Source organism: Shinella zoogloeoides (assembly GCF_020883495.1).
GTDB classification, from domain to species: domain Bacteria; phylum Pseudomonadota; class Alphaproteobacteria; order Rhizobiales; family Rhizobiaceae; genus Shinella; species Shinella zoogloeoides.
This window is the reverse complement of the sequence record NZ_CP086610.1, coordinates 1317519-1344316: the sequence shown is the minus strand read 5'-3', so window position 1 is coordinate 1344316 and position 26798 is coordinate 1317519. Positions and strand designations below refer to the sequence as shown.

General features: G+C 61.6%; 25 protein-coding genes and 4 tRNA genes. 9 read left to right on the top strand and 20 right to left on the bottom strand.

Features of this window, described 5'->3' with window-relative positions; translation table 11 throughout:
• Window position 1: 1 nt before the first annotated feature.
• The 6 genes from rplC to rpsL all read right to left on the bottom strand — a co-directional run bounded on the left by rplC (window position 2) and on the right by rpsL (window position 5607).
• Window positions 2-682: a 50S ribosomal protein L3 gene (rplC, locus tag K8M09_RS06715; RefSeq protein WP_160784682.1), complete on the bottom strand. Its 681-nt coding sequence runs from the start codon at window positions 680-682 to the stop codon at window positions 2-4.
• Between the two features lie 157 nt (window positions 683-839).
• Entirely contained in the window at window positions 840-1148 is a 309-nt protein-coding gene (rpsJ, locus tag K8M09_RS06710; RefSeq protein WP_003507767.1) for a 30S ribosomal protein S10, read from the bottom strand.
• 189 nt (window positions 1149-1337) lie between these two features.
• Complete coding sequence (tuf, locus tag K8M09_RS06705) at window positions 1338-2513, bottom strand: elongation factor Tu (RefSeq protein ID WP_160784683.1); 1176 nt, start codon at window positions 2511-2513, stop codon at window positions 1338-1340.
• A gap of 65 nt (window positions 2514-2578) precedes the next feature.
• Window positions 2579-4678 carry an elongation factor G gene (gene fusA / locus K8M09_RS06700; protein ID WP_160784684.1) on the bottom strand — a complete coding sequence of 700 codons (2100 nt, stop codon included), beginning with the start codon at window positions 4676-4678 and terminating at the stop codon, window positions 2579-2581.
• A 31-nt stretch (window positions 4679-4709) separates the two neighbouring features.
• A complete protein-coding gene (gene rpsG, locus K8M09_RS06695; RefSeq protein WP_160784685.1) occupies window positions 4710-5180 on the bottom strand; it encodes a 30S ribosomal protein S7 in 471 nt (156 codons plus the stop codon).
• Between the two features lie 55 nt (window positions 5181-5235).
• Window positions 5236-5607, bottom strand: a complete 372-nt coding sequence (rpsL, locus tag K8M09_RS06690; RefSeq protein ID WP_022719193.1) for a 30S ribosomal protein S12 — start codon at window positions 5605-5607, stop codon at window positions 5236-5238.
• Window positions 5608-6237: 630 nt separating this feature from the next.
• Between rpsL and K8M09_RS06685 the strand changes: the two genes are divergently transcribed.
• Window positions 6238-6534: a transcriptional regulator gene (locus K8M09_RS06685; protein ID WP_160784686.1), complete on the top strand. Its 297-nt coding sequence runs from the start codon at window positions 6238-6240 to the stop codon at window positions 6532-6534.
• A 143-nt stretch (window positions 6535-6677) separates the two neighbouring features.
• Here the strand turns inward: K8M09_RS06685 and rpoC are convergent, their stop codons facing one another.
• The 13 genes from rpoC to K8M09_RS06620 form a co-directional block, all read right to left on the bottom strand.
• Window positions 6678-10889, bottom strand: coding sequence for a DNA-directed RNA polymerase subunit beta' (rpoC, locus tag K8M09_RS06680; RefSeq protein WP_160784687.1), 4212 nt, complete (start codon window positions 10887-10889; stop codon window positions 6678-6680).
• Between the two features lie 157 nt (window positions 10890-11046).
• Window positions 11047-15186 (bottom strand): DNA-directed RNA polymerase subunit beta, encoded by a 4140-nt coding sequence (gene rpoB, locus K8M09_RS06675; protein ID WP_160784688.1) that lies wholly within the window; start codon window positions 15184-15186, stop codon window positions 11047-11049.
• Window positions 15187-15440: 254 nt separating this feature from the next.
• Window positions 15441-15818 carry a 50S ribosomal protein L7/L12 gene (rplL, locus tag K8M09_RS06670; protein WP_119259254.1) on the bottom strand — a complete coding sequence of 126 codons (378 nt, stop codon included), beginning with the start codon at window positions 15816-15818 and terminating at the stop codon, window positions 15441-15443.
• Window positions 15819-15878: 60 nt separating this feature from the next.
• Window positions 15879-16397, bottom strand: a complete 519-nt coding sequence (rplJ, locus tag K8M09_RS06665; protein ID WP_024270435.1) for a 50S ribosomal protein L10 — start codon at window positions 16395-16397, stop codon at window positions 15879-15881.
• Between the two features lie 335 nt (window positions 16398-16732).
• Window positions 16733-17425 carry a 50S ribosomal protein L1 gene (rplA, locus tag K8M09_RS06660; RefSeq protein WP_160784689.1) on the bottom strand — a complete coding sequence of 231 codons (693 nt, stop codon included), beginning with the start codon at window positions 17423-17425 and terminating at the stop codon, window positions 16733-16735.
• Between the two features lie 4 nt (window positions 17426-17429).
• Window positions 17430-17861, bottom strand: coding sequence for a 50S ribosomal protein L11 (rplK, locus tag K8M09_RS06655; protein ID WP_160784690.1), 432 nt, complete (start codon window positions 17859-17861; stop codon window positions 17430-17432).
• A gap of 201 nt (window positions 17862-18062) precedes the next feature.
• A complete protein-coding gene (gene nusG, locus K8M09_RS06650) occupies window positions 18063-18593 on the bottom strand; it encodes a transcription termination/antitermination protein NusG (protein WP_119259257.1) in 531 nt (176 codons plus the stop codon).
• A gap of 16 nt (window positions 18594-18609) precedes the next feature.
• Window positions 18610-18810, bottom strand: coding sequence for a preprotein translocase subunit SecE (gene secE / locus K8M09_RS06645; protein ID WP_160784691.1), 201 nt, complete (start codon window positions 18808-18810; stop codon window positions 18610-18612).
• 192 nt (window positions 18811-19002) lie between these two features.
• Window positions 19003-19078, bottom strand: a tRNA-Trp gene (locus tag K8M09_RS06640).
• 212 nt (window positions 19079-19290) lie between these two features.
• Window positions 19291-20466 carry an elongation factor Tu gene (gene tuf / locus K8M09_RS06635; RefSeq protein ID WP_160784683.1) on the bottom strand — a complete coding sequence of 392 codons (1176 nt, stop codon included), beginning with the start codon at window positions 20464-20466 and terminating at the stop codon, window positions 19291-19293.
• A 285-nt stretch (window positions 20467-20751) separates the two neighbouring features.
• On the bottom strand, window positions 20752-21126 hold the full coding sequence (locus tag K8M09_RS06630; protein WP_160784692.1) for a hypothetical protein: 375 nt from the start codon (window positions 21124-21126) through the stop codon (window positions 20752-20754).
• Window positions 21127-21265: 139 nt separating this feature from the next.
• Window positions 21266-21339: transfer RNA gene (locus K8M09_RS06625), tRNA-Gly, on the bottom strand.
• A gap of 26 nt (window positions 21340-21365) precedes the next feature.
• Window positions 21366-21450, bottom strand: a tRNA-Tyr gene (locus K8M09_RS06620).
• 245 nt (window positions 21451-21695) lie between these two features.
• Between K8M09_RS06620 and rlmB the strand changes: the two genes are divergently transcribed.
• Complete coding sequence (gene rlmB / locus K8M09_RS06615; protein ID WP_160784693.1) at window positions 21696-22571, top strand: 23S rRNA (guanosine(2251)-2'-O)-methyltransferase RlmB; 876 nt, start codon at window positions 21696-21698, stop codon at window positions 22569-22571.
• A 70-nt stretch (window positions 22572-22641) separates the two neighbouring features.
• Here rlmB and K8M09_RS06610 read toward each other — a convergent pair whose 3' ends face one another.
• Window positions 22642-23265 (bottom strand): FMN-dependent NADH-azoreductase, encoded by a 624-nt coding sequence (locus K8M09_RS06610; RefSeq protein WP_160784694.1) that lies wholly within the window; start codon window positions 23263-23265, stop codon window positions 22642-22644.
• Between the two features lie 131 nt (window positions 23266-23396).
• Here K8M09_RS06610 and K8M09_RS06605 point away from each other — a divergent pair, with 131 nt between their 5' ends.
• From K8M09_RS06605 to K8M09_RS06580, 7 genes are all read left to right on the top strand, one after another.
• Complete coding sequence (locus tag K8M09_RS06605) at window positions 23397-24344, top strand: LysR family transcriptional regulator (protein WP_160784695.1); 948 nt, start codon at window positions 23397-23399, stop codon at window positions 24342-24344.
• A 53-nt stretch (window positions 24345-24397) separates the two neighbouring features.
• Window positions 24398-24473 (top strand) — tRNA-Thr (locus K8M09_RS06600).
• A gap of 158 nt (window positions 24474-24631) precedes the next feature.
• On the top strand, window positions 24632-24757 hold the full coding sequence (locus K8M09_RS23645; protein ID WP_267500183.1) for a hypothetical protein: 126 nt from the start codon (window positions 24632-24634) through the stop codon (window positions 24755-24757).
• 71 nt (window positions 24758-24828) lie between these two features.
• Complete coding sequence (locus K8M09_RS06595; RefSeq protein WP_160784696.1) at window positions 24829-24996, top strand: hypothetical protein; 168 nt, start codon at window positions 24829-24831, stop codon at window positions 24994-24996.
• A 119-nt stretch (window positions 24997-25115) separates the two neighbouring features.
• Window positions 25116-25316: a hypothetical protein gene (locus K8M09_RS06590; RefSeq protein WP_160784697.1), complete on the top strand. Its 201-nt coding sequence runs from the start codon at window positions 25116-25118 to the stop codon at window positions 25314-25316.
• A gap of 141 nt (window positions 25317-25457) precedes the next feature.
• Window positions 25458-26231, top strand: coding sequence for an NAD kinase (locus K8M09_RS06585; RefSeq protein ID WP_160784698.1), 774 nt, complete (start codon window positions 25458-25460; stop codon window positions 26229-26231).
• Window positions 26232-26262: 31 nt separating this feature from the next.
• Window positions 26263-26757, top strand: coding sequence for a hypothetical protein (locus K8M09_RS06580; protein WP_160784699.1), 495 nt, complete (start codon window positions 26263-26265; stop codon window positions 26755-26757).
• The last annotated feature ends 41 nt before the right edge of the window (window positions 26758-26798 follow it).

Genomic DNA, 26798 nt, shown 5'->3' with positions numbered 1-26798 from the left:
CTTACTTGGCTGCGCGCACGGCGGCCGGACGCGGAGCGTCGGACGGGGTGCCGGACTTGACGGCGTCACGAACGACGATCCAGGCGCCCTTGGAGCCCGGGACTGCGCCCTTGACGAGGATGAGACCGCGCTCTTCGTCGGTGGAGACGACTTCGAGGTTCTGGGTGGTGACGCGCGTCTGGCCCATGTGACCAGCCATGCGCTTGCCCTTCCAGACCTTGCCCGGGTCCTGGTTGTTACCCGTCGAACCGTGCGAACGGTGCGAAACGGAAACGCCGTGCGTTGCACGAAGACCGCCGAAGTTGTGGCGCTTCATGGCGCCGGCAAAGCCCTTACCGATCGTGGTGCCGGTAACGTCGACGAGCTGGCCTGCGACGAAATGGCTGGCGGTCAGTTCCGCGCCGATTTCGATGAGGTTGTCTTCCGAAACGCGGAATTCGACGAGCTTGGCCTTCGGCTCGACGCTTGCAGCGGCGAACTGGCCGCGGAGCGCCTTTGCCGTGTTCTTCACCTTGGAAGAGCCGGCGCCGAGCTGAACAGCCGTGTAGCCGTTCTTGTCCTGCGTACGCTGGGCAACGACCTGGACGTTGTCCAGTCGCAATACTGTTACGGGGATGTGCTCACCTGCGTCATTATAGACGCGAGTCATCCCTACTTTCTGTGCAATCACACCTGAACGCATGGTTCAATCCTCTTAGAAGTCCTGGCGGGATCGTGACGTCCCGTCATGCCTCTTGGTTTAAGGATTCCACTCGGGCTCGAGGCCGTCGGGTTTCCCGTTTTTAGAAGACGTCGGCTTTCGCCACGTACCTTCCTTGTTATTCGGCTTGCGCCAGGACTTAGAGCTTGATCTCTACGTCCACACCGGCCGCAAGGTCGAGCTTCATAAGAGCATCGACCGTCTGCGGCGTCGGATCTACGATGTCGAGCAGGCGCTTGTGGGTGCGCATCTCGAACTGTTCACGGCTCTTCTTGTCAACGTGGGGCGAACGGTTGACCGTGAACTTTTCAATACGGGTCGGGAGAGGAACGGGACCGCGGACGCTTGCGCCGGTGCGCTTTGCCGTCGACACGATTTCACGCGTGGAGGCATCAAGGATCCGGTGGTCAAACGCCTTGAGGCGGATGCGGATGTTCTGGCCGTTCATACGACTTTTTCCTTAGTTCGTTATCGGCGCGATTCTCTTGAGGAATGCGCTTTTTTGATTCTGGCGCTTCCCATAAAGGAAGGCGCACGAAAACACAATGCCGAAAGGCCAGTCCGCTAAATTATCAAAGACCGGAGGGGCAGGATGCAATCCTGCCCTTCCTATTTCAGCGGCCTGAAGCCTTAAGACTTACTCGACGATGGAGGCAACGATGCCTGCGCCGACGGTACGGCCGCCTTCGCGGATAGCGAAGCGCAGCTTTTCTTCCATCGCGATCGGAACGATCAGCTCGACGTCAACCGTGACGTTGTCGCCCGGCATGACCATTTCCGTGCCTTCCGGAAGCGTAACGATGCCCGTTACGTCCGTCGTGCGGAAGTAGAACTGCGGACGGTAGTTCGTGAAGAACGGCGTATGACGGCCGCCTTCTTCCTTCGTCAGGATGTAGGCTTCGGCCTTGAACTTCTTGTGCGGCTTGACCGAACCCGGCTTGCACAGGATCTGGCCACGCTCGACGCCGTCACGGTTCACACCGCGCAGCAGCGCACCGATGTTGTCGCCGGCCTGGCCCTGGTCGAGCAGCTTGCGGAACATTTCAACGCCCGTGCAGGTCGTCTTCGTCGTCGGACGGATGCCGACGATTTCGATTTCCTCACCAACCTTGACGATACCGCGCTCGACGCGGCCGGTCACAACCGTACCACGGCCCGAGATCGAGAACACGTCTTCGATCGGCATCAGGAACGGAAGGTCGATCGGACGTTCCGGGGTCGGGATGTAGTCGTCGACTGCGGCCATCAGGGCGCGGATCGCGTCTTCGCCGATTTCCTTGTTCGAGTCTTCCAGAGCGGCAAGAGCCGAACCCTTGACGATCGGAATGTCGTCGCCCGGGAATTCGTAGGACGACAGAAGTTCGCGAACTTCCAGCTCGACGAGCTCGAGAAGTTCGGCGTCGTCAACCTGGTCGACCTTGTTGAGGAACACGACGATCGCCGGAACGCCAACCTGACGGGCGAGCAGGATGTGCTCGCGGGTCTGCGGCATCGGGCCGTCGGCAGCAGAAACGACGAGGATCGCGCCGTCCATCTGGGCAGCACCGGTGATCATGTTCTTGACGTAGTCGGCGTGGCCGGGGCAGTCGACGTGTGCATAGTGACGGTTGGCCGTCTCGTATTCGACGTGCGCCGTCGAGATGGTGATGCCGCGTGCCTTTTCTTCCGGGGCAGCGTCGATCTGGTCGTACGCCTTGAACTCGCCGAAGTACTTCGTGATCGCTGCAGTCGTCGACGTCTTGCCATGGTCAACGTGGCCGATCGTCCCGATGTTTACGTGAGGCTTGTTGCGCTCAAACTTACCTTTTGCCATTTCCGGCTCTCCGTTCCTGATCCCCGAAGGGAAATTCGTTCAAATTCTTGAGGGGGATACCCCGGTCACTTCTGACCGGAGTACTTTGCCTGGATTTCCTGTGCGACGTTCGACGGAACCGGCGCGTAATGGTCGAAGACCATCGAGTACTGGGCGCGGCCCTGCGACATGGAGCGCAGGTTGTCGACGTACTTGAACATGTTCGCCAGCGGCACGTTGGCAGAGATCACGACGGCGACGCCGCGCGATTCCTGGCCCTGGATCTGGCCACGACGGGAGTTCAGGTCGCCGATGACGTCGCCGACATAGTCTTCCGGCGTTACGACTTCGACCTTCATCATCGGCTCCAGAAGCTGGGCGCCGGCTTCGCGGGACGCTTCACGGAAGCATGCACGCGATGCGATTTCGAAGGCGAGGACCGAGGAGTCGACGTCGTGGAAGGCGCCGTCGATGAGCGTCGCCTTGACGCCGAGCATCGGGAAGCCTGCGAGCGGACCCGAGGACAGAACGCTTTCGATACCCTTCTGAACGCCCGGGATGTATTCCTTCGGAACAGCACCGCCGACGATCTTGGATTCGAAGACGAAATCTTCGCCATCCGGGTTCGGTTCGAAGACGAGCTTCACGCGGGCGAACTGGCCGGTACCACCGGTCTGCTTCTTGTGCGTGTAGTCCTTCTCCGTCTTGCGCGTGATCGTCTCACGGTAAGCAACCTGCGGAGCGCCGACGTTCGCTTCGACCTTGAACTCGCGACGCATACGGTCGACGATGATGTCGAGGTGAAGTTCGCCCATGCCAGCGATGATCGTCTGGCCGGATTCTTCGTCGGTCTTGACGCGGAAGGACGGGTCTTCGGCGGCCAGGCGGTTCAGGGCGAGGCCCATCTTTTCCTGGTCGTTCTTGGTCTTCGGCTCGATGGCGATCTGGATGACCGGCTCGGGGAATTCCATGCGCTCGAGGATGACCGGCTTCAGCGGATCGCAGAGCGTGTCGCCCGTCGTCGTGTCCTTGAGGCCGGCGAGAGCAACGATGTCGCCTGCGAAGGCTTCTTCGATGTCTTCACGCGAGTTGGAATGCATCTGAAGCATACGGCCGACGCGCTCGCGCTTTTCCTTGACCGTGTTCATGACCGACGTGCCCTTTTCGAGCTTGCCGGAATAGATGCGGGCGAAGGTGAGCGAACCGACGAAGGGGTCGTTCATGATCTTGAAGGCGAGCATGGAGAGCGGCTCGCTGTCGTCAGCGTGACGCTCGATTTCGCCTTCGGTCTTCACGTCGATGCCCTTGATCGCCGGAATGTCTGCCGGGGACGGCAGGTAGTCGACGACGGCGTCGAGGAGCGGCTGAACGCCCTTGTTCTTGAACGCGGTACCGCAGAACATCGGGTGGAACTTCACTTCGATGGTGCCGCGGCGAACGAGTTCGCGGATCTTGTCGTTGTCCGGGTAGTTACCTTCGAGATAGGCTTCCATCGCGGCTTCGTCGATTTCGACGACGGTCTCGATGAGCTTCTCGCGGTATTCCTCGGCCTTTTCCTTCATGTCTTCCGGAATTTCGACGACGTCCCACTGGGCGCCGAGCGATTCGTCGCGCCAGACGAGAGCGTTCATCTCGACGAGGTCGATAACGCCCTTGAAGTCGCTTTCAGCGCCGATCGGAAGCTGCATGACAACTGCGGTCGCGCCGAGGCGCGACTTGATCATGGAAACCGAGCGGTAGAAGTCCGCGCCGGTCTTGTCCATCTTGTTGCAGAAGATCATGCGCGGAACGTTGTACTTCTCGGCCTGACGCCAGACGGTTTCCGTCTGCGGCTCAACGCCGGCGTTGGCGTCGAGAAGGGCGATCGCACCGTCGAGAACGCGCAGCGAACGCTCGACTTCGATGGTGAAGTCAACGTGGCCGGGGGTGTCGATGATGTTGAAGCGGCGGGTCTTGCCGTCACGGCCCTTCCAGAAGGTCGTGGTCGCAGCGGACGTGATCGTGATGCCGCGTTCCTGCTCCTGCTCCATCCAGTCCATGGTGGCGGCGCCGTCATGGACTTCGCCGATCTTGTGGGACTTGCCGGTGTAGTAGAGGATGCGTTCGGTCGTCGTCGTCTTGCCGGCGTCGATGTGCGCCATGATACCGAAATTACGGTAGTCTTCGATTTTGTATTCGCGAGCCATTAGCGGACTCCTTTCGAGACGTTAGTTTCGGTTACCAGCGGTAGTGCGAGAATGCACGGTTGGCGTCAGCCATCTTGTGCGTGTCTTCGCGCTTCTTGACGGCGCTGCCGCGGTTGTTCGCTGCGTCCATGAGTTCGCCGGAGAGGCGCTCGACCATGGTCGTTTCGTTACGCTTGCGGGCAGCGGCGATCAGCCAGCGGATGGCCAGAGCCTGACGACGCTCCGGACGAACATCGACCGGAACCTGGTACGTCGCACCACCGACGCGACGCGAACGCACTTCGACGTGCGGAGCGACGTTGTCGAGAGCCGAGTGGAACACGCCGAGCGGATCCTGCTTGGCCTTGCCCTGAACGACATCGAAGGCGCCGTAAACGATCGTTTCGGCGACGGACTTCTTGCCGTCCAGCATGATGGCGTTCATGAACTTGGTGACGACGAGATCGCCGAACTTCGGGTCCGGATTGATCTCGCGCTTTTCTGCTCTATGGCGACGGGACATACTTTTCGTCTTTCTTCAAAAGGTTCTGACCAGCGAAATGGCGCCGGTTACTGTATTACTTCGGACGCTTCGCGCCGTACTTGGAGCGGCGCTGCTTGCGGTTCTTGACGCCCTGGGTGTCGAGAACGCCGCGGATGATGTGGTAACGCACGCCCGGCAAGTCCTTCACGCGGCCGCCACGGATCATGACGACGGAGTGTTCCTGCAGGTTGTGGCCTTCGCCCGGAATGTAGCCGATGACTTCGAAGCCATTGGTCAGGCGGATCTTGGCGACCTTACGCAGAGCCGAGTTCGGCTTCTTCGGGGTCGTCGTGTAGACGCGGGTGCAAACGCCGCGCTTCTGCGGGTTTTCCTGCAGGGCAGGAACCTTGTTGCGCTTAACCGACGCCTGGCGCGGCTTGCGGATCAACTGGTTTACGGTAGGCATAGAACCATCCCTTAATCGTGTCTGTTACCCTTGCGGGCGGTTTTGGAGCGGCGGACCGCCCCGGCATACTCGGTTGCCGCATTTATGCGACGCCAAGCGTGCCGCTTGCCTGCAAAATGCTCGTGGCCACACGCGTGTTCATGCGCAATAAAAGGCCGATCCACCTTGGTGGATGACCTCGTTAGGCAGAGGACGCGCTATAACCGCGTCATGCGTGCAGCATTCATGTTCTCAACGTGCGTCGAGCCCTGTTTGAGGCGAACTTCAGAACGAGTCATTCCGAACCAGCCAGCCCCACATAGGCTCTGATGGCGTGCGGTCTACTGACTTAAGGGCAAAAGGTCAAGGGGCGCGGCCAAAGAATCCCGGGCCGGAATGGCTGCCCCGCCTGAAAAGCAGGGCTTTCCGGCCCTGCCCTGCCCCCGTTTCAGCATGCAGGCGGCGGGCTGAGCCATCGCTGGAGAACATTAAGAAAGCGTGAAAGCGGAATCAACCGGAAAGAGTCGGACGCCTCGCGGCACATCCGCCGATTCTCTCTCATCTTTTTGAAGGGCGGCGGATTTTGCGTTTGGGTCCGGCCGCCCTACCCTTTATAGAACGAGCACAACCCGATCCCGAAAGGAACCCGCCATGACGTCCAGCGCCGATAACGACAACAATACGCTCGACGAGCCGATGGTCTTCATCATCATCGGCAAGGCCTATGAGCGCGAGGGCGACGAAGGCATCGACATTCATGTCATGCTGCGTGCGCCGGACGACGACAGCGCCGTGCGGGAAGCCCTGAACGCGCTTTCCGAGGAAGGGTTCCTGGAAGCAGACCTCGACCAGATCGGCACGCTGACGGGCGAGCCGGAAGACGAGCCGCACGCCTCCGCCTACCGGGGCGCGCTCGAAGGCGAAGTCGCGATCATCCGCTTCGCCTGACCCTTTCTTCCCGAAATGCAAAAAGCCGCCCGGTCGCCGGGCGGCTTTTTTTGTTTTTGGCATGGGACCGGCGAACCGCCCTCCCCGCCAAACGAAAACGCCGGGCGCAAGGCCCGGCGTTCTGTATTGTCGTAGCGTCAGCCTTATTCGGCTGCGGCACCTTCGCCGCCGGCGAGGTCCGCCAGCATCGGGGTGGCGACGCCAGCGCCGGTCGACTTGCGGCGCTCGTCGAGGATCATCTCGTCGCGGGCCGTCGCGATGCGGCGGATCTGGGTCATGGTGCCGCCGGTACCGGCCGGGATGAGGCGGCCGACGATGACGTTTTCCTTGAGGCCCTGCAGGCCGTCGGTCTTGCCGGCAATCGCAGCTTCCGTGAGGACCTTGGTGGTCTCCTGGAACGAAGCGGCCGAGATGAACGACGGGGTCTGCAGCGACGCCTTGGTGATGCCGAGGAGGACCGGATCGCCGTAAGCCGGCTTCTTGCCTTCCTCGATCAGGGCGTCGTTGACGTCTTCCAGCTCGATACGGTCGATGTTGTCACCGACGATATACGTCGAGTCGCCAGCATCCGTGATCTCGACCTTCTGCAGCATCTGGCGAACGATCACCTCGATGTGCTTGTCGTTGATCACAACGCCCTGCAGTCGGTAGACTTCCTGGATTTCGTTCACGAGGTAGGAAGCGAGTGCCTCCACGCCCTTGATCGCCAGAATGTCGTGCGGCGCCGGGTTGCCGTCGAGGATGTAGTCACCCTTTTCGATGTAGTCGCCGTCCTGAAGGTGGAAGGGCTTGCCCTTCGGGATCAGGTATTCGACCGGCTCGACACCGTCTTCCGCCGGCTCGATCAGCACGCGACGCTTGTTCTTGTAGTCGCGGCCGAAGCGGATCGTACCATCGATCTCAGCGATGATGGCGTGGTCCTTCGGACGACGGGCTTCGAACAGTTCGGCAACGCGCGGCAGACCGCCGGTGATGTCCTTGGTCTTGGCGCTTTCCAGCGGCGAGCGGGCAAGAACGTCACCCTGGGAGACCTTCTGTCCCGGTTCGACCGAGAGGATCGCGTCGACCGAGAGCATGAAGCGGGCTTCGCCACCGCGGGACAGCTTGGCGACAGCGCCGTTCTTGTCCTTGATGACGATGGCCGGCTTCAGGTCCGTACCGCGCGGCGTCGAGCGCCAGTCGATGACCGAACGCTTGGTGATGCCGGTGGATTCGTCCGTCGATTCCAGAACCGAGATACCGTCGACAACGTCTTCGAAGTGAACGGTGCCCTCGACTTCCGTCATCATCGGACGGGTGTAGGGGTCCCACTCGGCGAGACGCTGGCCGCGCTTCACCTTGTCGCCGTCGTCGACGAAGATCTTCGAACCGTAGGCGACGCGCTGCGAGGAACGTTCCACGCCGCGCTCGTCGAGGATGGTGATCGCCATGTTGCGGCCCATCGCGACGAGTGCGCCTTCGGAGTTGCGCAGCATGTTGCGGTTCTTCATCTGCACCGTGCCTTCATACGATGCTTCCAGGAACGACTGGTCGACCACGGTCGCCGTGCCGCCAAGGTGGAAGGTACGCATGGTGAGCTGGGTGCCCGGTTCACCGATCGACTGTGCCGCGATGACGCCGACGGCTTCGCCCATGTTGACGGGCGTGCCGCGTGCAAGGTCGCGACCGTAGCAGACGCCGCAGACGCCGGTCTGGATTTCGCAGGTCAGCGCCGAACGGATACGGATCGACTGGATACCAGCCTTCTCGATCTCGACGACATCGGCCTCGAGGATCATCCTGCCGGCATCCACGATACGAGCGCCGGTGACCGGATGATCGATATCGTCCAGAGCCGTACGGCCGAGAACGCGGGTGCCGATGGAAGCCACGACCTGGCCGGCGTCGACGATTGCCGTCATCGTGAGGCCCTTGTCGGTGCCGCAGTCGACATGCGTGACGATGCAATCCTGCGCGACGTCGACGAGACGACGGGTCAGGTAACCGGAGTTCGCGGTCTTCAAGGCGGTGTCTGCCAGACCCTTACGGGCGCCGTGCGTCGAGTTGAAGTACTCGTTCACGGTCAGGCCTTCCTTGAAGTTCGAGATGATCGGCGTTTCGATGATCTCGCCCGAGGGCTTCGCCATGAGGCCGCGCATGCCGCCCAACTGGCGCATCTGGTTCGGAGAACCGCGGGCGCCCGAGTGGGACATCATGTAGATCGCGTTCATCGGCTTCTGGCGACCGGTTTCCGGGTCGAACTCGACGGCCTTAATGCGGGCCATCATGTCTTCCGCAACCTTTTCGGTAGCCTTGCCCCAGGCGTCGACGACCTTGTTGTACTTCTCGCCCTGAGTGATCAGGCCATCGTTGTACTGCTGCTCGTATTCCTTGACCAGGGTTTCGGTATCGCCGACGATCTTCACCTTGGTTTCCGGGATGATCATGTCGTCCTTGCCGAACGAAATGCCGGCGCGGCAGGCATGGGCGAAGCCGAGCTGCATGATGCGGTCGCAGAAGATGACCGTGTCCTTCTGGCCGCAATGACGGTAGACCGTGTCGATCATCTTCGAGATGTTCTTCTTGGTCATTTCCTGGTTGCAGATGTCGAACGGAATGTTGCCGTTCTTCGGCAGCAGTTCGCCGATGATCATGCGGCCGGGCGTCGTTTCATAGATCTTCGTGTAGGGCTTGCCGTCGGCATCGACCGACTTGAAGCGACCACGGATCTTGGCGTGCAGCGTGACGACCTTGTTTTCCAGAGCATGGTGCAGTTCGCCCATGTCGGAGAAGGCCATGCCTTCGCCCGGCTCGTTCTGGTTCTGGATCGCCAGATAGTAGAGGCCGAGAACCATGTCCTGCGAGGGCACGATGATCGGTGCGCCGTTCGCCGGATGCAGGATGTTGTTCGTCGACATCATGAGCACGCGCGCTTCAAGCTGGGCTTCCAGCGAGAGCGGGACGTGAACGGCCATCTGGTCGCCGTCAAAGTCGGCGTTGAAGGCCGTGCAGACGAGCGGGTGAAGCTGGATGGCCTTGCCTTCGACCAGGGTCGGCTCGAAGGCCTGGATGCCCAGACGGTGGAGCGTCGGCGCACGGTTCAGGAGAACCGGATGCTCGCGGATGACCTCATCGAGGATATCCCAGACTTCCGGCTTTTCCTTTTCGACGAGCTTCTTGGCCTGCTTGACGGTCGAGGAGAAACCCTTCGCGTCGAGGCGGGCGTAGATGAACGGCTTGAACAGTTCGAGCGCCATCTTCTTCGGCAGGCCGCACTGGTGCAGCTTGAGTTCCGGGCCCGTCACGATGACCGAACGGCCGGAATAGTCGACGCGCTTGCCGAGCAGGTTCTGGCGGAAGCGGCCCTGCTTGCCCTTGAGCATGTCGGACAGCGACTTCAGCGGGCGCTTGTTGGCGCCGGTGATGACGCGGCCGCGGCGGCCGTTGTCGAACAGGGCGTCAACCGATTCCTGAAGCATGCGCTTCTCGTTACGGATGATGATGCCCGGTGCGCGCAGCTCGATGAGGCGCTTCAGACGGTTGTTACGGTTGATGACGCGGCGATAGAGATCGTTGAGGTCCGACGTCGCGAAGCGGCCGCCGTCCAGCGGAACCAGCGGACGCAGGTCCGGCGGGATCACCGGAACGACCTTCATGATCATCCATTCCGGACGGTTGCCGGATTCCATGAAGTTCTCGACGATCTTCAGGCGCTTCATCAGCTTCTTCTGCTTCAGGTCCGACGTGGTGTCGGCCAGATCAGAACGCAGGTCGCCGGCGATCTTCTCGAGGTTCATCGAAGCGAGCATCTCGTAGATGGCCTCGGCGCCGATCATCGCCGTGAACTGGTCTTCACCATATTCATCGACGGCGATCATGTATTCTTCTTCGGAAAGAAGCTGGTTTTCCTTGAGCGCGGTCAGGCCCGGCTCCGTCACGATATAGTTCTCGAAATAGAGAACGCGCTCGACATCCTTGAGGGTCATGTCGAGGAGCGTGGCGATGCGCGAGGGCAGCGACTTCAGGAACCAGATATGGGCAACGGGAGCGGCGAGCTCGATATGGCCCATGCGCTCACGGCGAACGCGCGACAGCGTGACTTCGACGCCGCACTTTTCGCAGATGATGCCCTTGTACTTCATGCGCTTGTACTTGCCGCACAGGCACTCGTAGTCCTTGATCGGACCAAAGATGCGCGCGCAGAAGAGACCGTCACGTTCCGGCTTGAACGTACGGTAGTTGATCGTTTCCGGCTTCTTGATCTCGCCATACGACCAGGACAGGATCTTTTCCGGCGACGCGATCGAAATACGGATGGAGTCGAACGTCTGCGCAGGCACCTGCGGGTTGAAAAGGTTCATGACCTCTTGGTTCATGCCTATCTCCTTCGTGGGCCAGTGGCCCTCTGCTTAGCAACCAATTGCGGCGATACCCGGGTGCCGCAAGGCTGCTCGAAACGGATGAGCCGCCCCTGCCCGACCGGGCCGAGGCGGTGACGGTGCGCGCCTTGAAGCGCGCACCGGATCATCAGGCTTATTCCGCCGCGTCGGGAAGCTGGCCGGCTTCCGCGTTCGGATCGACCTTCGAGTTCTCGAGTTCGACCGACAGACCGAGCGAGCGCATTTCCTTGACGAGAACGTTGAAGCTCTCCGGAATGCCCGCCTCGAACGTGTCGTCGCCACGCACGATCGCCTCGTACACCTTGGTGCGGCCCGCGACGTCGTCCGACTTCACGGTCAGCATTTCCTGCAGCGTATAGGCGGCGCCGTAGGCTTCGAGCGCCCAGACCTCCATTTCCCCGAAGCGCTGGCCGCCGAACTGCGCCTTGCCGCCCAGCGGCTGCTGGGTAACGAGCGAGTACGGGCCGATCGAACGGGCGTGGATCTTGTCGTCCACGAGGTGGTTCAGCTTGATCATGTACATGTAGCCGACGGTGACCTGGCGGTCGAAGGCTTCACCCGTACGGCCGTCGTAGAGAACCGACTGGCCGGACGAGGCAAGACCTGCGCGCTCCAGCATGCCGGCAACGTCGGGTTCATGCGCGCCGTCGAAGACCGGGGTTGCGATGGAGACGCCCTTGCGGGACTGCTCGGCAAGCTTGACCAGGGCGTCGTCGTCGAAGTGAGCGACTTCGTCCTTGGCTTCGCTTTCATACACTTCCGTCAGCTCGCGCTTCAGGTCCGTGATGTCCATGGTCTTGCGGTACTCGTCGAGCAGGTCGCCGATCTTCTTGCCCATGCCAGCGCAAGCCCAGGCAAGGTGGGTTTCGAGGATCTGGCCGACGTTCATGCGCGAAGGCACGCCCAGCGGGTTCAAGCAGATGTCGACATGCGTGCCGTCTTCGAGGAACGGCATGTCCTCGATCGGCAGGATGCGCGAGACGACACCCTTGTTGCCGTGACGGCCGGCCATCTTGTCGCCCGGCTGGATCTTGCGCTTAACAGCGACGAAGACCTTGACCATCTTCATGACGCCCGGGGGCATTTCGTCGCCGCGCTGGACCTTTTCGACCTTGTCCATGAAGCGCTGTTCAAGGCGCGACTTGGATTCGTCGTACTGGCCACGGAGGGCTTCGATCTCGCCCTGAACCTTCTCGTCCTCGACGGCGAACATCCACCACTGCGAGCGGGGATATTCGGAGACGACGGCGTTCGAAAGCTCGGTGCCCTTCTTGAAGGACTTCGGGCCGGCAACGGCGACGTGACCGCGCAGCATGTCGATCAGACGGCCGTAGACGTTACGGTCGAGGATCGCCTGCTCGTCGTCACGGTCCTTTGCCAGACGCTCGATCTCTTCACGCTCGATCGCCATCGCGCGTTCGTCCTTCTCCACGCCGTGGCGGTTGAAGACGCGAACTTCGACGACCGTGCCGAAGGTGCCGGGCGGCATGCGCATGGAGGTGTCGCGAACGTCGGAGGCCTTTTCACCGAAGATGGCGCGCAGGAGCTTTTCTTCCGGCGTCATCGGGCTTTCGCCCTTCGGGGTGATCTTGCCGACCAGGATGTCGCCCGGCTGAACCTCTGCACCGATATAGACGATACCGGCTTCGTCGAGGTTCTTCAGCGCTTCTTCCGAAACGTTCGGAATGTCGCGCGTGATTTCTTCCGGACCCAGCTTGGTGTCGCGGGCCATGACTTCGAATTCCTCGATGTGGATCGAGGTGAACACGTCGTCGGAGACGATGCGCTCGGACATCAGGATCGAGTCTTCGTAGTTGTAGCCGTTCCACGGCATGAACGCGACGAGCGCGTTGCGGCCGAGCGCGAGGTCGCCGAGGTCGGTCGACGGACCGTCCGCGATGATGTCGCCCTTGTTCAGAACGTCACCGACGGTGACCAGCGGGCGCTGGTTGACGCAGGTGTTCTGGTTGGAACGCTGGAACTTCTGCAGACGGTAGATATCGACGCCGGACTTCGACGGATCGAGGTCTTCGGTGGCGCGGATAACGATACGCGTCGCGTCGACCTGGTCGACGACACCGCCGCGGCGGGCCGCGATGGCGGCGCCCGAGTCACGGGCGACGACCGGCTCCATGCCGGTGCCGACGAACGGCGCTTCCGCGCGCAGGAGCGGCACGGCCTGACGCTGCATGTTCGAACCCATGAGCGCGCGGTTGGCGTCGTCGTTCTCGAGGAACGGGATGAGCGCCGCCGCGACCGAAACGAGCTGCTTCGGCGAAACGTCCATGAGGTTGATCTGGTCGCGCGGGGCGAGCATGACTTCGCCCGAGTGACGGCAGACGACGAACTCTTCAGCGAAGGAGTTGTCGGCTTCGAGCACCGAGTTGGCCTGGGCGACGTGGTACTTGGCCTCTTCCATGGCGGAGAGGTAGACCACATCGTTCGTCACCTTGCCGTCGACGATCTTGCGGTACGGGCTTTCGATGAAGCCGTACTTGTTGACGCGGGCGAAGGTTGCGAGCGAGTTGATCAGACCGATGTTCGGGCCTTCCGGCGTTTCGATCGGGCAGATACGGCCATAGTGGGTCGGATGAACGTCGCGGACTTCGAAGCCTGCGCGCTCACGGGTCAGACCACCCGGGCCAAGAGCCGAAAGACGGCGCTTGTGGGTGATTTCCGAAAGCGGGTTCACCTGGTCCATGAACTGCGAGAGCTGCGAGGAACCGAAGAATTCGCGAACGGCGGCGGCTGCCGGCTTCGCGTTGATCAGGTCCTGCGGCATGACCGTGTCGATCTCGATCGAGGACATGCGTTCCTTGATCGCACGCTCCATGCGGAGCAAGCCGAGACGGTACTGGTTCTCCATCAGCTCGCCGACCGAACGGACGCGGCGGTTGCCGAGGTTGTCGATGTCGTCGATCTCGCCCTTGCCGTCGCGCAGTTCGACAAGCATCTTCACGACGGCAAGGATATCGTCCTTGCGCAGCGTGCGGACCGTGTCGGCGACGTCGAGATCGAGGCGCATGTTCATCTTCACGCGGCCGACGGCGGAGAGGTCGTAACGCTCCGCATCGAAGAACAGCGTGTTGAACATGGCTTCGGCCGAATCCATGGTCGGCGGTTCACCCGGACGCATGACGCGATAGATATCGAACAGAGCGTCCTGACGGTTCTCGTTCTTGTCTGCCGAAAGCGTGTTGCGGATGTAGGCGCCGACATTGATGTGGTCGATGTCGAGGACCGGGATTTCGTCGAAACCGGCCGACAGGATGACCGGCAGGGTCTTCTCGTCGATTTCGTCGCCGGCTTCGAGGTAGATTTCACCCGTGCCGTAGTTGACGACGTCTTCGGCGAGATAGTTGCCGTAGAGGTCTTCGTCGGTCGCCTTGAGGGCCTTGAGGCCCTTTTCGGAGAGCGAGCGCAGCAGACGCGGGGTCAGCTTCTTGCCGATCTCGACGACCACTTCACCCGTGTCGGCGTCGATCATGTCCGCGACGGCCTTCTGGCCCTTCAGCGCGTCGGGATTGAACGGTACGCGCCAGCCTTCGCCGTCGCGCTGGTAGAGCGACTTCGTGTAGAAGGTCGACAGGATGTCTTCGCCGTCCATGCCGAGAGCCATGAGCAGCGAGGTGACGGGGATCTTGCGGCGGCGGTCGATGCGCGCATGCACGATATCCTTGGCGTCGAACTCGATGTCGAGCCAGGAACCGCGATACGGGATGACGCGGGCGGCGAAGAGCAGCTTGCCGGAAGAATGGCTCTTGCCCTTGTCGTGGTCGAAGAACACGCCCGGCGAACGGTGCATCTGGGAAACGATGACGCGCTCGGTGCCGTTGACGATGAACGTACCGTTGTCGGTCATGAGCGGCATGTCGCCCATGTAGACGTTCTGTTCCTTGATGTCCTTGATGGACTTGGCGCCCGTATCCTCGTCGATATCGAACACGATGAGGCGCAGCGTCACCTTGAGGGGCGCTGCATAGGTCAGGTCACGCTGGCGGCATTCCTCGACGTCGAACTTCGGCTGTTCGAACTCGTAGGAAACGAATTCGAGCATGGAAGCGCCGGAGAAGTCCGTGATCGGGAAAACCGACTTGAAAACGGCCTGAAGGCCCTCCTCCGGACGACCGCCGGCGGGCTCTTCAACCATCAGGAATTGATCGTAAGACGCTTTCTGAACCTCGATGAGGTTCGGCATTTCAGCGACTTCGGGGATTTTACCAAAAAACTTGCGTACGCGCCTACGACCGTTAAACGAAAGGGTCTGAGCCATCGTCGCTCCTTCAAATTTGCATCCGGGCCTGCAACGGACGGGGTTCGCTGGCCAGTCGATCCCGTCGACCAATGGGTTGGTTCAAACTCGTCTTGCTGCCGGTCGACGGGCCGGATTGCCCAATCTTGCGGGTCGAAGACCATCCTCTTGAAGAACCCATTACCCAAAAGCCGTTTTTGCGGCTTTTGGGTAATCAGTTCAGCGGAAAGGAGCAATGGGAGAGGGTCGAAACCCTCTCCCATCGTATTCCGGTATTACTTGACGTCGACCTTGGCGCCGGCGTCCTCAAGCTTCTTCTTGAGGTCAGCGGCTTCAGCCTTGGAAACGGCTTCCTTGACCGGCTTCGGAGCGCCTTCGACCAGGTCCTTGGCTTCCTTGAGGCCGAGGCCGGTGATGCCGCGGACTTCCTTGATGACGTTGATCTTGTTGGCGCCAGCGTCAACGAGGATAACGTCGAATTCGGTCTTTTCTTCTTCAGCAGCAGCCGGAGCAGCAGCGCCGCCAGCAGCAGCAACAGCTACGGGAGCTGCAGCCGAAACGCCCCACTTCTCTTCGAGAAGCTTGGAAAGCTCAGCGGCTTCCAGGACGGTCAGGGCGGACAGGTCTTCAACGATCTTTGCGAGATCAGCCATTGTAGTAGTTCCTTTTGTTCGGTTCGAACTGGGTTGTTTGATTTACAGCGAAAAACCGCCTTACGCGGCTTCGTCCTTCTTGGCGTAGGCTGCGAACACGCGGGCAAGCTGGCTTGCCGGTGCTGCAACGACCGTGGCGACGCGCGTTGCCGGGGCTGCAATGAGGCCCAGGAGCTTTGCACGAAGCTCGTCGAGCGAAGGCAGGGTCGCAAGCGACTTGACTGCTTCTGCGTCGAGTGTGGTCGCACCCATGGCGCCACCGAGAACAACGAGCTTGTCGTTGGTCTTGGCGAAATCCATGGCTACCTTCGGAGCGATCATCGGATCATTTGCGTATGCAATGAGCGTCTGACCCTGGAAGAGATCAGACATCCCTTCCGACTCCGTACCCTGAAGGGCAATTTTGGCCAGGCGGTTCTTCGCGACTTTGACGGTACCGCCAGCTGCACGCATCTTCGTACGAAGATCGTTCATCTGTGCAACGGTGATGCCGGCATAGCGGGCCACGACAACCGAACCGGAAGCCTTGAAGACTTCATTCAGCTCCGTGACGAATTCGCGTTTTTCCGCTCTTTCCACTGCCTATCTCCAGTTAACAGGACCGTGAATTCTCACGGAACCTGCCGGGTTTGCCTTTGCCGCTAGAGATCATCTCAAAAAGCTGATCCCGAGCGACGCTCGAGGATCCTGTCCCCCCGCGCTCGGCTTAGAGCCGCGACACAGGCAAGGTAGGTTCGAACCGAATTCCGCGTCATCCGACGCTGAGTGAAATTCAGGTCTCACCCGTCTCATGCAGGCAAAGTGATTAAGGTCTAACCACCTGCAATCTCGGACAGGAGTTCCGGGTTTCCCCGGAAATTCCCGGCCGGATAGGCCGGGAATTCTGTTGCGATCCGGCCGAAGCCGAACCGAAATTAAGCGACCGTCGACGGGTCGATCTTTACGCCTGGGCCCATCGTCGAAGAGATGGCTACGCGCTTGACGTAGTTGCCCTTGGCGCCAGCCGGCTTCGCCTTGATGACGGCGTCGGCGAAGGCCTTGATGTTCTCTTCAAGAGCCTTGGCGTCGAAGGAAGCCTTGCCGATGCCGGCGTGGATGATACCAGCCTTCTCGACGCGGAACTCGACTGCGCCGCCCTTGGAAGCCTTGACGGCGCCCGTGACGTCCATGGTGACCGTGCCGACCTTCGGGTTCGGCATCATGCCGCGCGGGCCGAGAACCTTACCGAGGCGACCGACGAGCGGCATCATGTCCGGGGTCGCGATGCAACGATCGAAGTCGATCTTGCCGCCCTGGACGATTTCGAGCAGGTCTTCCGCACCGACGATGTCGGCGCCGGCAGCCTTGGCTTCGTCAGCCTTGGCGCCACGTGCGAAGACGGCGACGCGAACGTCACGGCCCGTGCCGTTCGGCAGGTTGACCACGCCGCGGACCATCTGGTCTGCGTGGCGCGGGTCGACGCCGAGGTTCATGGCGACTTCGACGGTTTCGTCGAACTTGGCGACGGCACGCTCCTTGACGAGAGCGATAGCGTCCGACAGGGCGACGAGCTTGGTCGGGTCGATGCCTTCACGGATCTTCTGGATGCGCTTTGCAATCTTGGCCATGATATTAACCTACCACTTCCAGGCCCATGGCGCGGGCGGAGCCCTCGACCATTGCCATCGCGCCTTCGATATCGGCGGCGTTGAGATCCTTCATCTTGGCTTCGGCGATCGACTTGATCTGAGCCTTGGTGAGCTTGCCGACCGTCGCGCCCTTGCCCGGGGTCTTCGAGCCGGACTGGATCTTGGCTTCCTTCTTGAGGAAGTAGGTCACCGGCGGCTGCTTCATCACGAAGGTGAAGGACTTGTCCTGGTAGTAGGTGATGACGACCGGGATCGGCATACCCTTTTCCATTTCCTGCGTCGCTGCGTTGAACGACTTGCAGAATTCCATGATGTTAATGCCACGCTGACCAAGCGCCGGGCCGATCGGCGGGGACGGGTTTGCCGATCCTGCCTTGACCTGAAGCTTGAGCTGGCCTGCAACTTTCTTAGCCATTTTCTCTGCCTTTCAGAATGCGGCCGGTTGCCCGGCCCTCGATGCCGGTCCAAAGACCGGCGGCTGCGGTTGCGTGGTGCGGTACGAGCGCCCGGCTACAGGCCGCCTTCCCTTCCACGCGGTCGGCGGAAACTTCCGCCACCAACCCTCGGAACGAGGATTGGATTTTCGAACGAGCAGCGCCCGAAAGCGCCGCCGAAATCAGATTTTCTCGACCTGGGCGTATTCCAGCTCGACCGGGGTGGCGCGACCGAAGATCGACACTTCCACCTTGAGGCGCGACCGCTCCTCGTCGACGTCCTGGACGATACCGTTGAACGAAGCGAACGGACCGTCGGAAACGCGAACCTGCTCGCCGATCTCGAAGGAGACGGAGGGCTTGGGACGATCAACACCGTCCTGAACCTGCGACAGGATGCGTTCCGCCTCGCTGTCCGGGATCGGAACCGGCTTGTTGTCGGAACCGAGGAAGCCCGTGACCTTCGGCGTATTCTTGATGAGGTGGTACGCCTCGTCGGTCAGGTTCGCCCGCACCAGCACGTAGCCGGGGAAGAACTTGCGCTCGGAGTCGACCTTGCGGCCGCGACGCACCTCGACGACCTTTTCGGTCGGCACGAGGATCTTTTCGAAGAGGTGATCAAGACCCTTCTGGCGGGCCTTGTTCTCGATATCCTCAGCGACCTTCTTCTCGAAATTCGAATAGGCGTGGACGATGTACCAACGGGAAGCCATGTTCATCTCCAACCAATCAGGCGCCGGCGTTCAGGACGAGGCCGATCAGCCAGCCCATCAACTGGTCCGCAGCAAAGAAGAACACTGCGGCAAGGAAGACCATGACAAACACCATGACGGTCGAGATCATCGTCTCGCGCCGCGAGGGCCAAGTCACTTTCGCCGTCTCGGAGCGTACCTGCTTCAGAAACGCAATCGGATTCGTTTTCGATGCCATTGAATGTCCACGCCATTACGGCGCGTAAAGCTGAACTCTCAGCCCCACGCACCGCGTGTCTGTTTTGCCCTACATAAAGCCCGATTCCCTTTTTCACAAGAGGCAACCGGACTTTTAACGAATTTAGGCGGTGGAAGCCGCCACGCCATTTACGACCGTCGCTGCAAGTGGTCCGCGCTGTCCGGCAGGAAATGGCAGGGGCAGAGGGGCTCGAACCCCCGACCTGCGGTTTTGGAGACCGCCGCTCTACCAACTGAGCTATACCCCTAATCGCCTGCCGCATCGGAAGCAAAGCACCCGTCACCGGCAAGGCATGGGGTCTTTACGGCGCTGGGGCGGACTTTGCAAGCCCGAAAAACGCATTTCTTACAACAAATCAGTGCTTATTCCGGCAAGCGCCCTGCCCCATCAGCGCAAGCGCCCGAAACGCAAAAGCCCCGCGGTTTCCCGCGGGGCTCTCTTCAGGTCAGGGACCCGAAATTACTCGACGATGGAGGCAACGATGCCTGCGCCGACGGTACGACCGCCTTCGCGGATAGCGAAGCGCAGCTTTTCTTCCATCGCGATCGGCACGATCAGCTCGACGTCAACCGTGACGTTGTCGCCCGGCATGACCATTTCCGTGCCTTCCGGAAGCGTAACGATGCCCGTTACGTCCGTCGTGCGGAAGTAGAACTGCGGACGGTAGTTCGTGAAGAACGGCGTATGACGGCCGCCTTCTTCCTTCGTCAGGATGTAGGCTTCGGCCTTGAACTTCTTGTGCGGCTTGACCGAACCCGGCTTGCACAGGATCTGGCCACGCTCGACGCCGTCACGGTTCACACCGCGCAGCAGCGCACCGATGTTGTCGCCGGCCTGGCCCTGGTCGAGCAGCTTGCGGAACATTTCAACGCCCGTGCAGGTCGTCTTCGTCGTCGGACGGATGCCGACGATTTCGATTTCCTCACCAACCTTGACGATACCGCGCTCGACGCGGCCGGTCACAACCGTACCACGGCCCGAGATCGAGAACACGTCTTCGATCGGCATCAGGAACGGAAGGTCGATCGGACGTTCCGGGGTCGGGATGTAGTCGTCGACTGCGGCCATCAGGGCGCGGATCGCGTCTTCGCCGATTTCCTTGTTCGAGTCTTCCAGAGCGGCAAGAGCCGAACCCTTGACGATCGGAATGTCGTCGCCCGGGAATTCGTAGGACGACAGAAGTTCGCGAACTTCCAGCTCGACGAGCTCGAGAAGTTCGGCGTCGTCAACCTGGTCGACCTTGTTGAGGAACACGACGATCGCCGGAACGCCAACCTGACGGGCGAGCAGGATGTGCTCGCGGGTCTGCGGCATCGGGCCGTCAGCAGCCGAAACGACGAGGATCGCGCCGTCCATCTGGGCAGCGCCCGTGATCATGTTCTTGACGTAGTCGGCGTGGCCGGGGCAGTCGACGTGTGCATAGTGACGGTTGGCCGTCTCGTATTCGACGTGCGCCGTCGAGATGGTGATGCCGCGTGCCTTTTCTTCCGGGGCAGCGTCGATCTGGTCGTACGCCTTGAACTCGCCGAAGTACTTCGTGATCGCTGCAGTCGTCGACGTCTTGCCATGGTCAACGTGGCCGATCGTCCCGATGTTTACGTGAGGCTTGTTGCGCTCAAACTTACCTTTTGCCATGTCTTTTTCCTACTGAACGAAAGTTGGGCTAACCGGCCCGTCCGGTTTGGCAGGCGTTTAAGGCTTTCGCAACGAATGCGCAAGCCTTAAATGCACAACGAAATCCGCCGGAAACGAGCTTGGGCAAGCCGGATTTGCCATAAGTCGGAATGCCGAATCGATTTTTCAAGGCAAAGCCTTATGCCGGGATGCTGCCCCGCCGTCTGAGCGCGAAATGCGTCACGGCCGAGCCGGCATATCCCGCCGCCAAGGCCTCCGGAACCGGCAATAATACCGCCCCGACGCCTACTGCGCCGCCAGAACGATTCCGGCTTTCTGGCAGAACGTCGTCGTCAACGCCGCCTTCGCGTCGTCGCTCCCGACCCCGGTCACGTCGAAGACCGGCTTCGGCGCAAGCGTCAGGACGCCCATGAAGGGTGCCGTGCCGACATAGCCGCAGACCGTTATCACGCCATCGGCCCGCTGCGTCGCGCTCATCGGGCCGAAGGTTGCGGATGCCGGGTCCTTGAGCGAGGCCCGCACGCCGGCCTGGACAGTCTCGGTATCCGCCTGCGTCAGCGCATAGACCGGCGTCGACGGCGTCACTTCTTTCGTCGCGGTTTGGCCGCAACCCGAAAGGGCTGCCGCGAAGGCGACAACAATGCAGGATTTCATATTCATGATCCCCTCCCCATCGCTGAGGAAGATCATGGAACCAATTGAGGAAAGAGTCGAGCGGCTTGAGGATTCGCGCCGGAAGCGAAGAGCGTCATCGATCGCGGCGAGACCGCACAACACACCAATTTCAAGGGATTATCGATGGAGCGGGTAGCGGGAATCGAACCCGCGTATTCAGCTTGGAAGGCTGCTGCTCTACCATTGAGCTATACCCGCGGGAGGTCTTGATCCGAGCAACGGAATGGTGGAGGGAGTTGGATTTGAACCAACGTAGGCTGAGCCAACGGATTTACAGTCCGTCCCCTTTAACCACTCGGGCATCCCTCCATATTCCGGCGGGATCAAGCGACCAGTAGCGACCGTTCGGCAGTGCCTTGCAGCGGCGCCTTCGATCTGGCGCGGTATATGACGGGCACAATTCATCCTGTCAACACGACGTCACGGAAAAAATTGCGAAAAACGTCATCGTCCCCATCGGAGGCCCAGGCTGCGGGATTTGCTCCCCACCCGATTTTTCGCAGTTCGTGCAAAACCGCTGCACACTTTTGCGCGACATGCATTATAGAAGCGGCATGAGCAAAGACGATACCGGCGGCAAGTCCGCAAAAGACACCCACTACGCCAAGCTTCGCCGGGCGCATCGCGACCAGCGGCGCGAGCGCGGCGAGATCCCGACGCCCAAGGACGACCGCCGGCGCCGGCAGGCCGAAGGCTGGAAGCCGCCGGCCGTCGCCCCCGACCAGGTCTTCCTTTATGGCCTGCATACGGTGCGCGCGGCGCTCGACAATCCCGAGCGCAAAATCATCAAGCTTTCCGTGAGCCAGAACGCCGCCCAGCGGCTGGAGCTGCCGGACTTTTCCACCCTGCCCTATCCGGTCGAGACCGTGCTTCCCTCCGACCTCGACAAGGTGCTGGGCCCCGAAGCCATCCACCAGGGCGTGATGCTGGAAACGCGGCCGCTGCCGGCGCGCCGGCTGGAGGCGCTGAAGGATTCGCCGCTCCTGCTCGTGCTCGATCAGGTCACCGACCCGCACAATGTCGGCGCCATCATGCGCTCGGCCGTCGCCTTCAACGCCGGCGCGGTCATCACCACGCAGCGCCATTCCCCCACCGAATCGGGCGTATTGGCGAAAACCGCCTCCGGCGCGCTGGAACTCATCCCTTATATCCAGATCACCAATCTCTCGGATGCGCTGGAAGAGCTGCACAAGCTCGGCTTCCAGACGGTCGGCCTCGATTCGGAAGGCCCCGCCCCGCTGGAAGGCACGCTTTCCGGCCAGCGTATCGCGCTCGTGATGGGCTCGGAGGGCAAGGGCCTGCGGCAGAAGACGCGCGCCACCTGCAAGGCCCTCGCCCGTCTCGACATGCCCGGCGCGATCAAGTCGCTCAACGTGTCGAATGCGGCCGCCATCGCGCTCTACGCCTCGCATCGCCACCTGTTCGGCTGAACCACCTCCTGAATGCGCAAAAGGCCCGCCGGCTTCCACCGGCGGGCCTTTTGCATTTTGGGTAGCGACCTCAGCTTGCAAGCTTCAGGCTGCCGCGATCGGAAATGACGCGCTCGGCCTCCGAAATGGCCTCGACCTTCGAGTCGGCGCTGAGATTCAGCCCCTCGGCGCGAACGATCTCGATATCCGTGATGCCGAGGAAGCCGAGCACGGTCTTCAGGTAGCTTTCCTGGTGATCCATGATAGCCGCCGGGCCGGCGCTGTAGTGACCACCGCGGGTGGAGACGACGATCACCTTCTTGCCCTTGGCAAGCCCTTCCGGACCTTCGGCCGTATAGCGGAACGTCTTGCCGGCAACGGCGACGCGGTCGATCCAGGCCTTGAGCTGGCTCGGCAGGGAGAAATTGTACATGGGCACGCCGAGGACGACGGTGTCGGCGGCAAGGAACTCATCCAGCACGGCCTTGCTTTCCGCGACGTCGGCCGCAATCTGCGCATCGACATCTTCAGGCGCGGCGTTGGCCGCCATCAGATGCGCGCCGGAAAGATGCGGCAGCGGGCTGGCGACGAGGTCGCGATAGGTGACGGCCGTGCGGGGCTGCTCGGCCTTGATCTGGGCGGCGACGGCGGCGGTCAGGCGGCGGGAAACGGAATGATCGCCGAGAATGCCGGAATCGATGTGAAGGAGGTTCATGGGTCAGCACCTTTGCTTGAAATTCGATGCAACCCATATGATCCGAAAACAATCGCGTGATTAGACGGCAAAAATCCAATTGACTGTTTCCGCATGGAAACAATAATCAGGCGATCACCGGAGAGAACGCCATGCAGGACCTGAACGATCTCGCGCTTTACGCCGCCGTGGTTCGGCACAAGGGTTTCACCGCCGCGGCCAATGCCCTGTCCTTGCCGAAGTCGAAGATCAGCAAGCGCATCGCCGCGCTGGAGGAACAGCTCGGCGTGCGGCTCATCGAGCGCTCCACCCGCAAGCTCTCCGTCACCGATATCGGCCAGTCCTTCTACGAGCGCTGCGAGGCGGTGCTTTCCGGCGTGGAGGCGGCGGAGGCCGTGGTCGCGGTCGCCAAGGCGGAGCCGGCCGGCACGGTGCGCATGTCCATGCCGCCCGGCTTCGCCCCCGTCGTCGCGGATATCTTGCCGGGCTTCATGCGGCGCTATCCGCTGGTCCGCCTCTCGATCCTCACCACCGGGCGGCCGGTCGATCTCATCGAGGAGCGGATAGACGTGGCGCTGCGCGTGCGCGACAGCTACGACACCGACCAGTCGCTGATCGTGCGCCGCTTCGGCGGAACCCGCCGCTACCTTGCGGCAAGTCCCCGCTTCCTAGAACATTACGGCCCCATCGACCTCGACACGATCGGCCGCGTGCCGACCCTTTCCATGCAGGAGAACAATCCGCGCGCCATCTGGACGCTGTTCCACGCCAATGGCGAGGTACACGACGTCTCCCATTCGCCGGTTCTGACCTGCTCCGACTTCACCGTTCTGGAACGGGCGACCATCGAGGGCGTGGGGCTGGCGCTGCTGCCGGACATGATCGTCGAGCGCGGCTTCCGCGCCGGCCTGCTGACGCCGGTCCTGCCCGACTGGTCGAGCGCGGAATCGGCCGTGCATGCCGTGTTCACCTCGCGCCACGGCATGCTGCCGGCCGTACGCGCCCTCATAGACCACCTCGCCGAAAACCTGCCGCGCTCCATGGAGCGCTGCCAGGAAATCGTCCCCCGGGGCGCCTCCGACAGCAACTGGTCGATCTGAAGCGGCCTTTTCGCTTTACAGCAGCGGAGAATATGCTAACTCCCTCGCAGAGTGCCCTTATAGCTCAGTTGGTAGAGCACCTGATTTGTAATCAGGGGGTCGCGAGTTCGAGTCTTGCTGGGGGCACCACTCTCTCCTCATGAGCGCCGATTTCCGGCGCGGCCATGCGCCGATAAAATCCAAAATTTACACAGTCCGAAATTCGATGGACTCGCGCTGCGGCAAGGCGCACCATACCCCCTGCGCCCGTTTTCCGGCGCACGCCTTCCCTGTCGTGCGGGGTGCCCATGAGATATGTCATCGCCGTCTTTGCGATCGCCTGCGCCATCGTCTGGGATTTCACACAGAACCAGGGCGCGTATACCCGGGAAGCTGCCGAAAGCCTGTCGCATTTCCTGAGAACCACGTTCTGATCCTACCGTTGCCCGTGTCTTGACTTCCCAAGAGAAATAGAACATATAGTGAACATATGGAGGTTGCAATCATGCAGAACGATGCCCTGGAACGCGGACATGCCCTTCTCGAAGCCTGCCGTTCCTTACGCGAGCGGCAGATGCAGAACCGCCTTGAGCTTCAGCGCAAGGCCGCGGCCGTCGCCAAGCCGCTCTATGTGCTGAAGAACAAGAAGCAGCTTGAGCTACGGCTGCAATGATGCCGTTCCTCTGTGCCGCCACCCCACGCAGGCTCCATTGCCGTGGGCTGCGCTCTGCCCTATAGGCATGCACAGCGCGCGGTGACCCAGCCGCGCGGCGATCATGCGGAGGAACGAACGTGGCGGCAGACAAGAACCCGGACCCGACTACCAAGGTCTCGGTGGAGAAGGACGCCAAGGGGCGTTATTTCTTCGCCCTCACCTATCGCGGCGTCACCTATCCGGTGAACGGTCCCTTCGCCAATCCGCTTCAGGCCGCGGCCGCCGGCCAGGCCGTGCTCAACCGCCTCGAGGCGCAGGAAAAGGCCCGCAAGGCTTGAAGCCGCCGACAGCGATGCAAACGAGCGCCGCCCGCCCGCATCGATGTCGCCGGTATTTTTCAGATGCGCGGGCCGTGAAGGCATGCGACAAAGGCCAGCCCGCACCCGGCGGGGCTTTGCAGCGAGGATGCGGATCAGGGCATGACGCGTAATTCCACCTCCCTCTCCTTCGTCGCCTCGCAGGCGCAGGAAGCGCAGGAAGCGCGCAACGAGCTGATCGCCATCTACGGCAATACCGATCCCGAGGAGGCCGACGTGATCGTCGCGCTCGGCGGCGACGGCTTCATGCTGCAAACGCTGCACACGACGATGAATTCCGGCAAGCGCGTCTACGGTATGAATCGCGGCTCCATCGGCTTCCTGATGAACCGCTACGACACGCAGAACCTGCCGGCGCGCATCGAGACCGCGGTGGAGAACGCCTTCCGTCCGCTCGAAATGACCACGAGCGACACGAGCGGCCAGGAGCGCCGGGCGCTGGCCATCAACGAGGTCTACCTGTTCCGCCAGTCGTACCAGGCGGCCAAGCTGCGCGTCAGCGTGGACGGGCGCGTACGGCTCGAGGAACTGATCTGCGACGGCCTGCTGCTGGCGACGCCGGCGGGTTCCACAGCCTACAATCTCTCCGCCCACGGCCCCATCCTGCCGCTGGAGGCGCCGCTTCTCGCCCTGACGCCTGTCAGCGCCTTCCGGCCGCGCCGCTGGCGCGGCGCGCTGCTGCCGAACAAGGTGACCGTAGAGATCGAGGTGCTGGAGGCGGAAAAGCGGCCTGTCAACGCCGTGGCCGACAATACGGAGGTCAAGTCGGTAATCTCCGTGCGCATCGCCGAATCGATAGGCCTTTCGGCGCGCATCCTCTCGGATCCTGATCATTCCTGGTCCGATCGGATTCTTGCCGAACAATTCGATTATTGAGGCGGCGACAGGTTCAGGACAGGAGTTCGCCATGAAACGGCATCTGCTCGCCGCCGCCCTCGCCTTTTTCCTTTTCACCGGCCCGGCCGCGGCCGAGGGCGATTCGCCGGTCGGAGAGACGATCACCTTCGTCGTCAGCACCGGCTTCTGGGAGGAGCCGGCCGAGGAAGCCGACACGGCCAAGCCGGAGACGGTCGGAGGCGACGCGCAAGCCGCCCCGCGCCGCGGCTACTACAAGCTGATCGCCGTTCGCCAGCCGGACGGAACGGCCGCGATCCATCTCCAGCAGATCGAGGCGACCGCAGCCGGCCCGAAGATCGCCTCCTCGGCGGTGCTGGATGAATTTTCGGCGATGAAGCCCTACGTGACCGATATCCGCCCGGAGAATTCCTCGGGCGTTACCGCGCAGCCCGGCCTCTTCGCGACGGTCTATCTCAAGACCGATCCCAAAGCCGTGGAGCCTGAAGGCTGGACGGTGCTGATCGACGATCTCGGCGCGATCAAGGTGGAACGCGCCACCAATTGAAAACGGGCGCCGAAGCGCCCGTCGTTCATCTCATGTCGGCA

Coding starts and splice junctions, on each gene's coding strand:
- rplC (WP_160784682.1), bottom strand. CDS start 682: ATGCGTTCAGGTGTGATTGCACAGAAAGTAGGGATGACTCGCGTCTAT.
- rpsJ (WP_003507767.1), bottom strand. CDS start 1,148: ATGAACGGCCAGAACATCCGCATCCGCCTCAAGGCGTTTGACCACCGG.
- tuf (WP_160784683.1), bottom strand. CDS start 2,513: ATGGCAAAAGGTAAGTTTGAGCGCAACAAGCCTCACGTAAACATCGGG.
- fusA (WP_160784684.1), bottom strand. CDS start 4,678: ATGGCTCGCGAATACAAAATCGAAGACTACCGTAATTTCGGTATCATG.
- rpsG (WP_160784685.1), bottom strand. CDS start 5,180: ATGTCCCGTCGCCATAGAGCAGAAAAGCGCGAGATCAATCCGGACCCG.
- rpsL (WP_022719193.1), bottom strand. CDS start 5,607: ATGCCTACCGTAAACCAGTTGATCCGCAAGCCGCGCCAGGCGTCGGTT.
- K8M09_RS06685 (WP_160784686.1), top strand. CDS start 6,238: ATGACGTCCAGCGCCGATAACGACAACAATACGCTCGACGAGCCGATG.
- rpoC (WP_160784687.1), bottom strand. CDS start 10,889: ATGAACCAAGAGGTCATGAACCTTTTCAACCCGCAGGTGCCTGCGCAG.
- rpoB (WP_160784688.1), bottom strand. CDS start 15,186: ATGGCTCAGACCCTTTCGTTTAACGGTCGTAGGCGCGTACGCAAGTTT.
- rplL (WP_119259254.1), bottom strand. CDS start 15,818: ATGGCTGATCTCGCAAAGATCGTTGAAGACCTGTCCGCCCTGACCGTC.
- rplA (WP_160784689.1), bottom strand. CDS start 17,425: ATGGCCAAGATTGCAAAGCGCATCCAGAAGATCCGTGAAGGCATCGAC.
- rplK (WP_160784690.1), bottom strand. CDS start 17,861: ATGGCTAAGAAAGTTGCAGGCCAGCTCAAGCTTCAGGTCAAGGCAGGA.
- nusG (WP_119259257.1), bottom strand. CDS start 18,593: ATGGCTTCCCGTTGGTACATCGTCCACGCCTATTCGAATTTCGAGAAG.
- secE (WP_160784691.1), bottom strand. CDS start 18,810: ATGGCATCGAAAACGAATCCGATTGCGTTTCTGAAGCAGGTACGCTCC.
- tuf (WP_160784683.1), bottom strand. CDS start 20,466: ATGGCAAAAGGTAAGTTTGAGCGCAACAAGCCTCACGTAAACATCGGG.
- K8M09_RS06630 (WP_160784692.1), bottom strand. CDS start 21,126: ATGAATATGAAATCCTGCATTGTTGTCGCCTTCGCGGCAGCCCTTTCG.
- rlmB (WP_160784693.1), top strand. CDS start 21,696: ATGAGCAAAGACGATACCGGCGGCAAGTCCGCAAAAGACACCCACTAC.
- K8M09_RS06610 (WP_160784694.1), bottom strand. CDS start 23,265: ATGAACCTCCTTCACATCGATTCCGGCATTCTCGGCGATCATTCCGTT.
- K8M09_RS06605 (WP_160784695.1), top strand. CDS start 23,397: ATGCAGGACCTGAACGATCTCGCGCTTTACGCCGCCGTGGTTCGGCAC.
- K8M09_RS23645 (WP_267500183.1), top strand. CDS start 24,632: ATGAGATATGTCATCGCCGTCTTTGCGATCGCCTGCGCCATCGTCTGG.
- K8M09_RS06595 (WP_160784696.1), top strand. CDS start 24,829: ATGCAGAACGATGCCCTGGAACGCGGACATGCCCTTCTCGAAGCCTGC.
- K8M09_RS06585 (WP_160784698.1), top strand. CDS start 25,458: ATGACGCGTAATTCCACCTCCCTCTCCTTCGTCGCCTCGCAGGCGCAG.
- K8M09_RS06580 (WP_160784699.1), top strand. CDS start 26,263: ATGAAACGGCATCTGCTCGCCGCCGCCCTCGCCTTTTTCCTTTTCACC.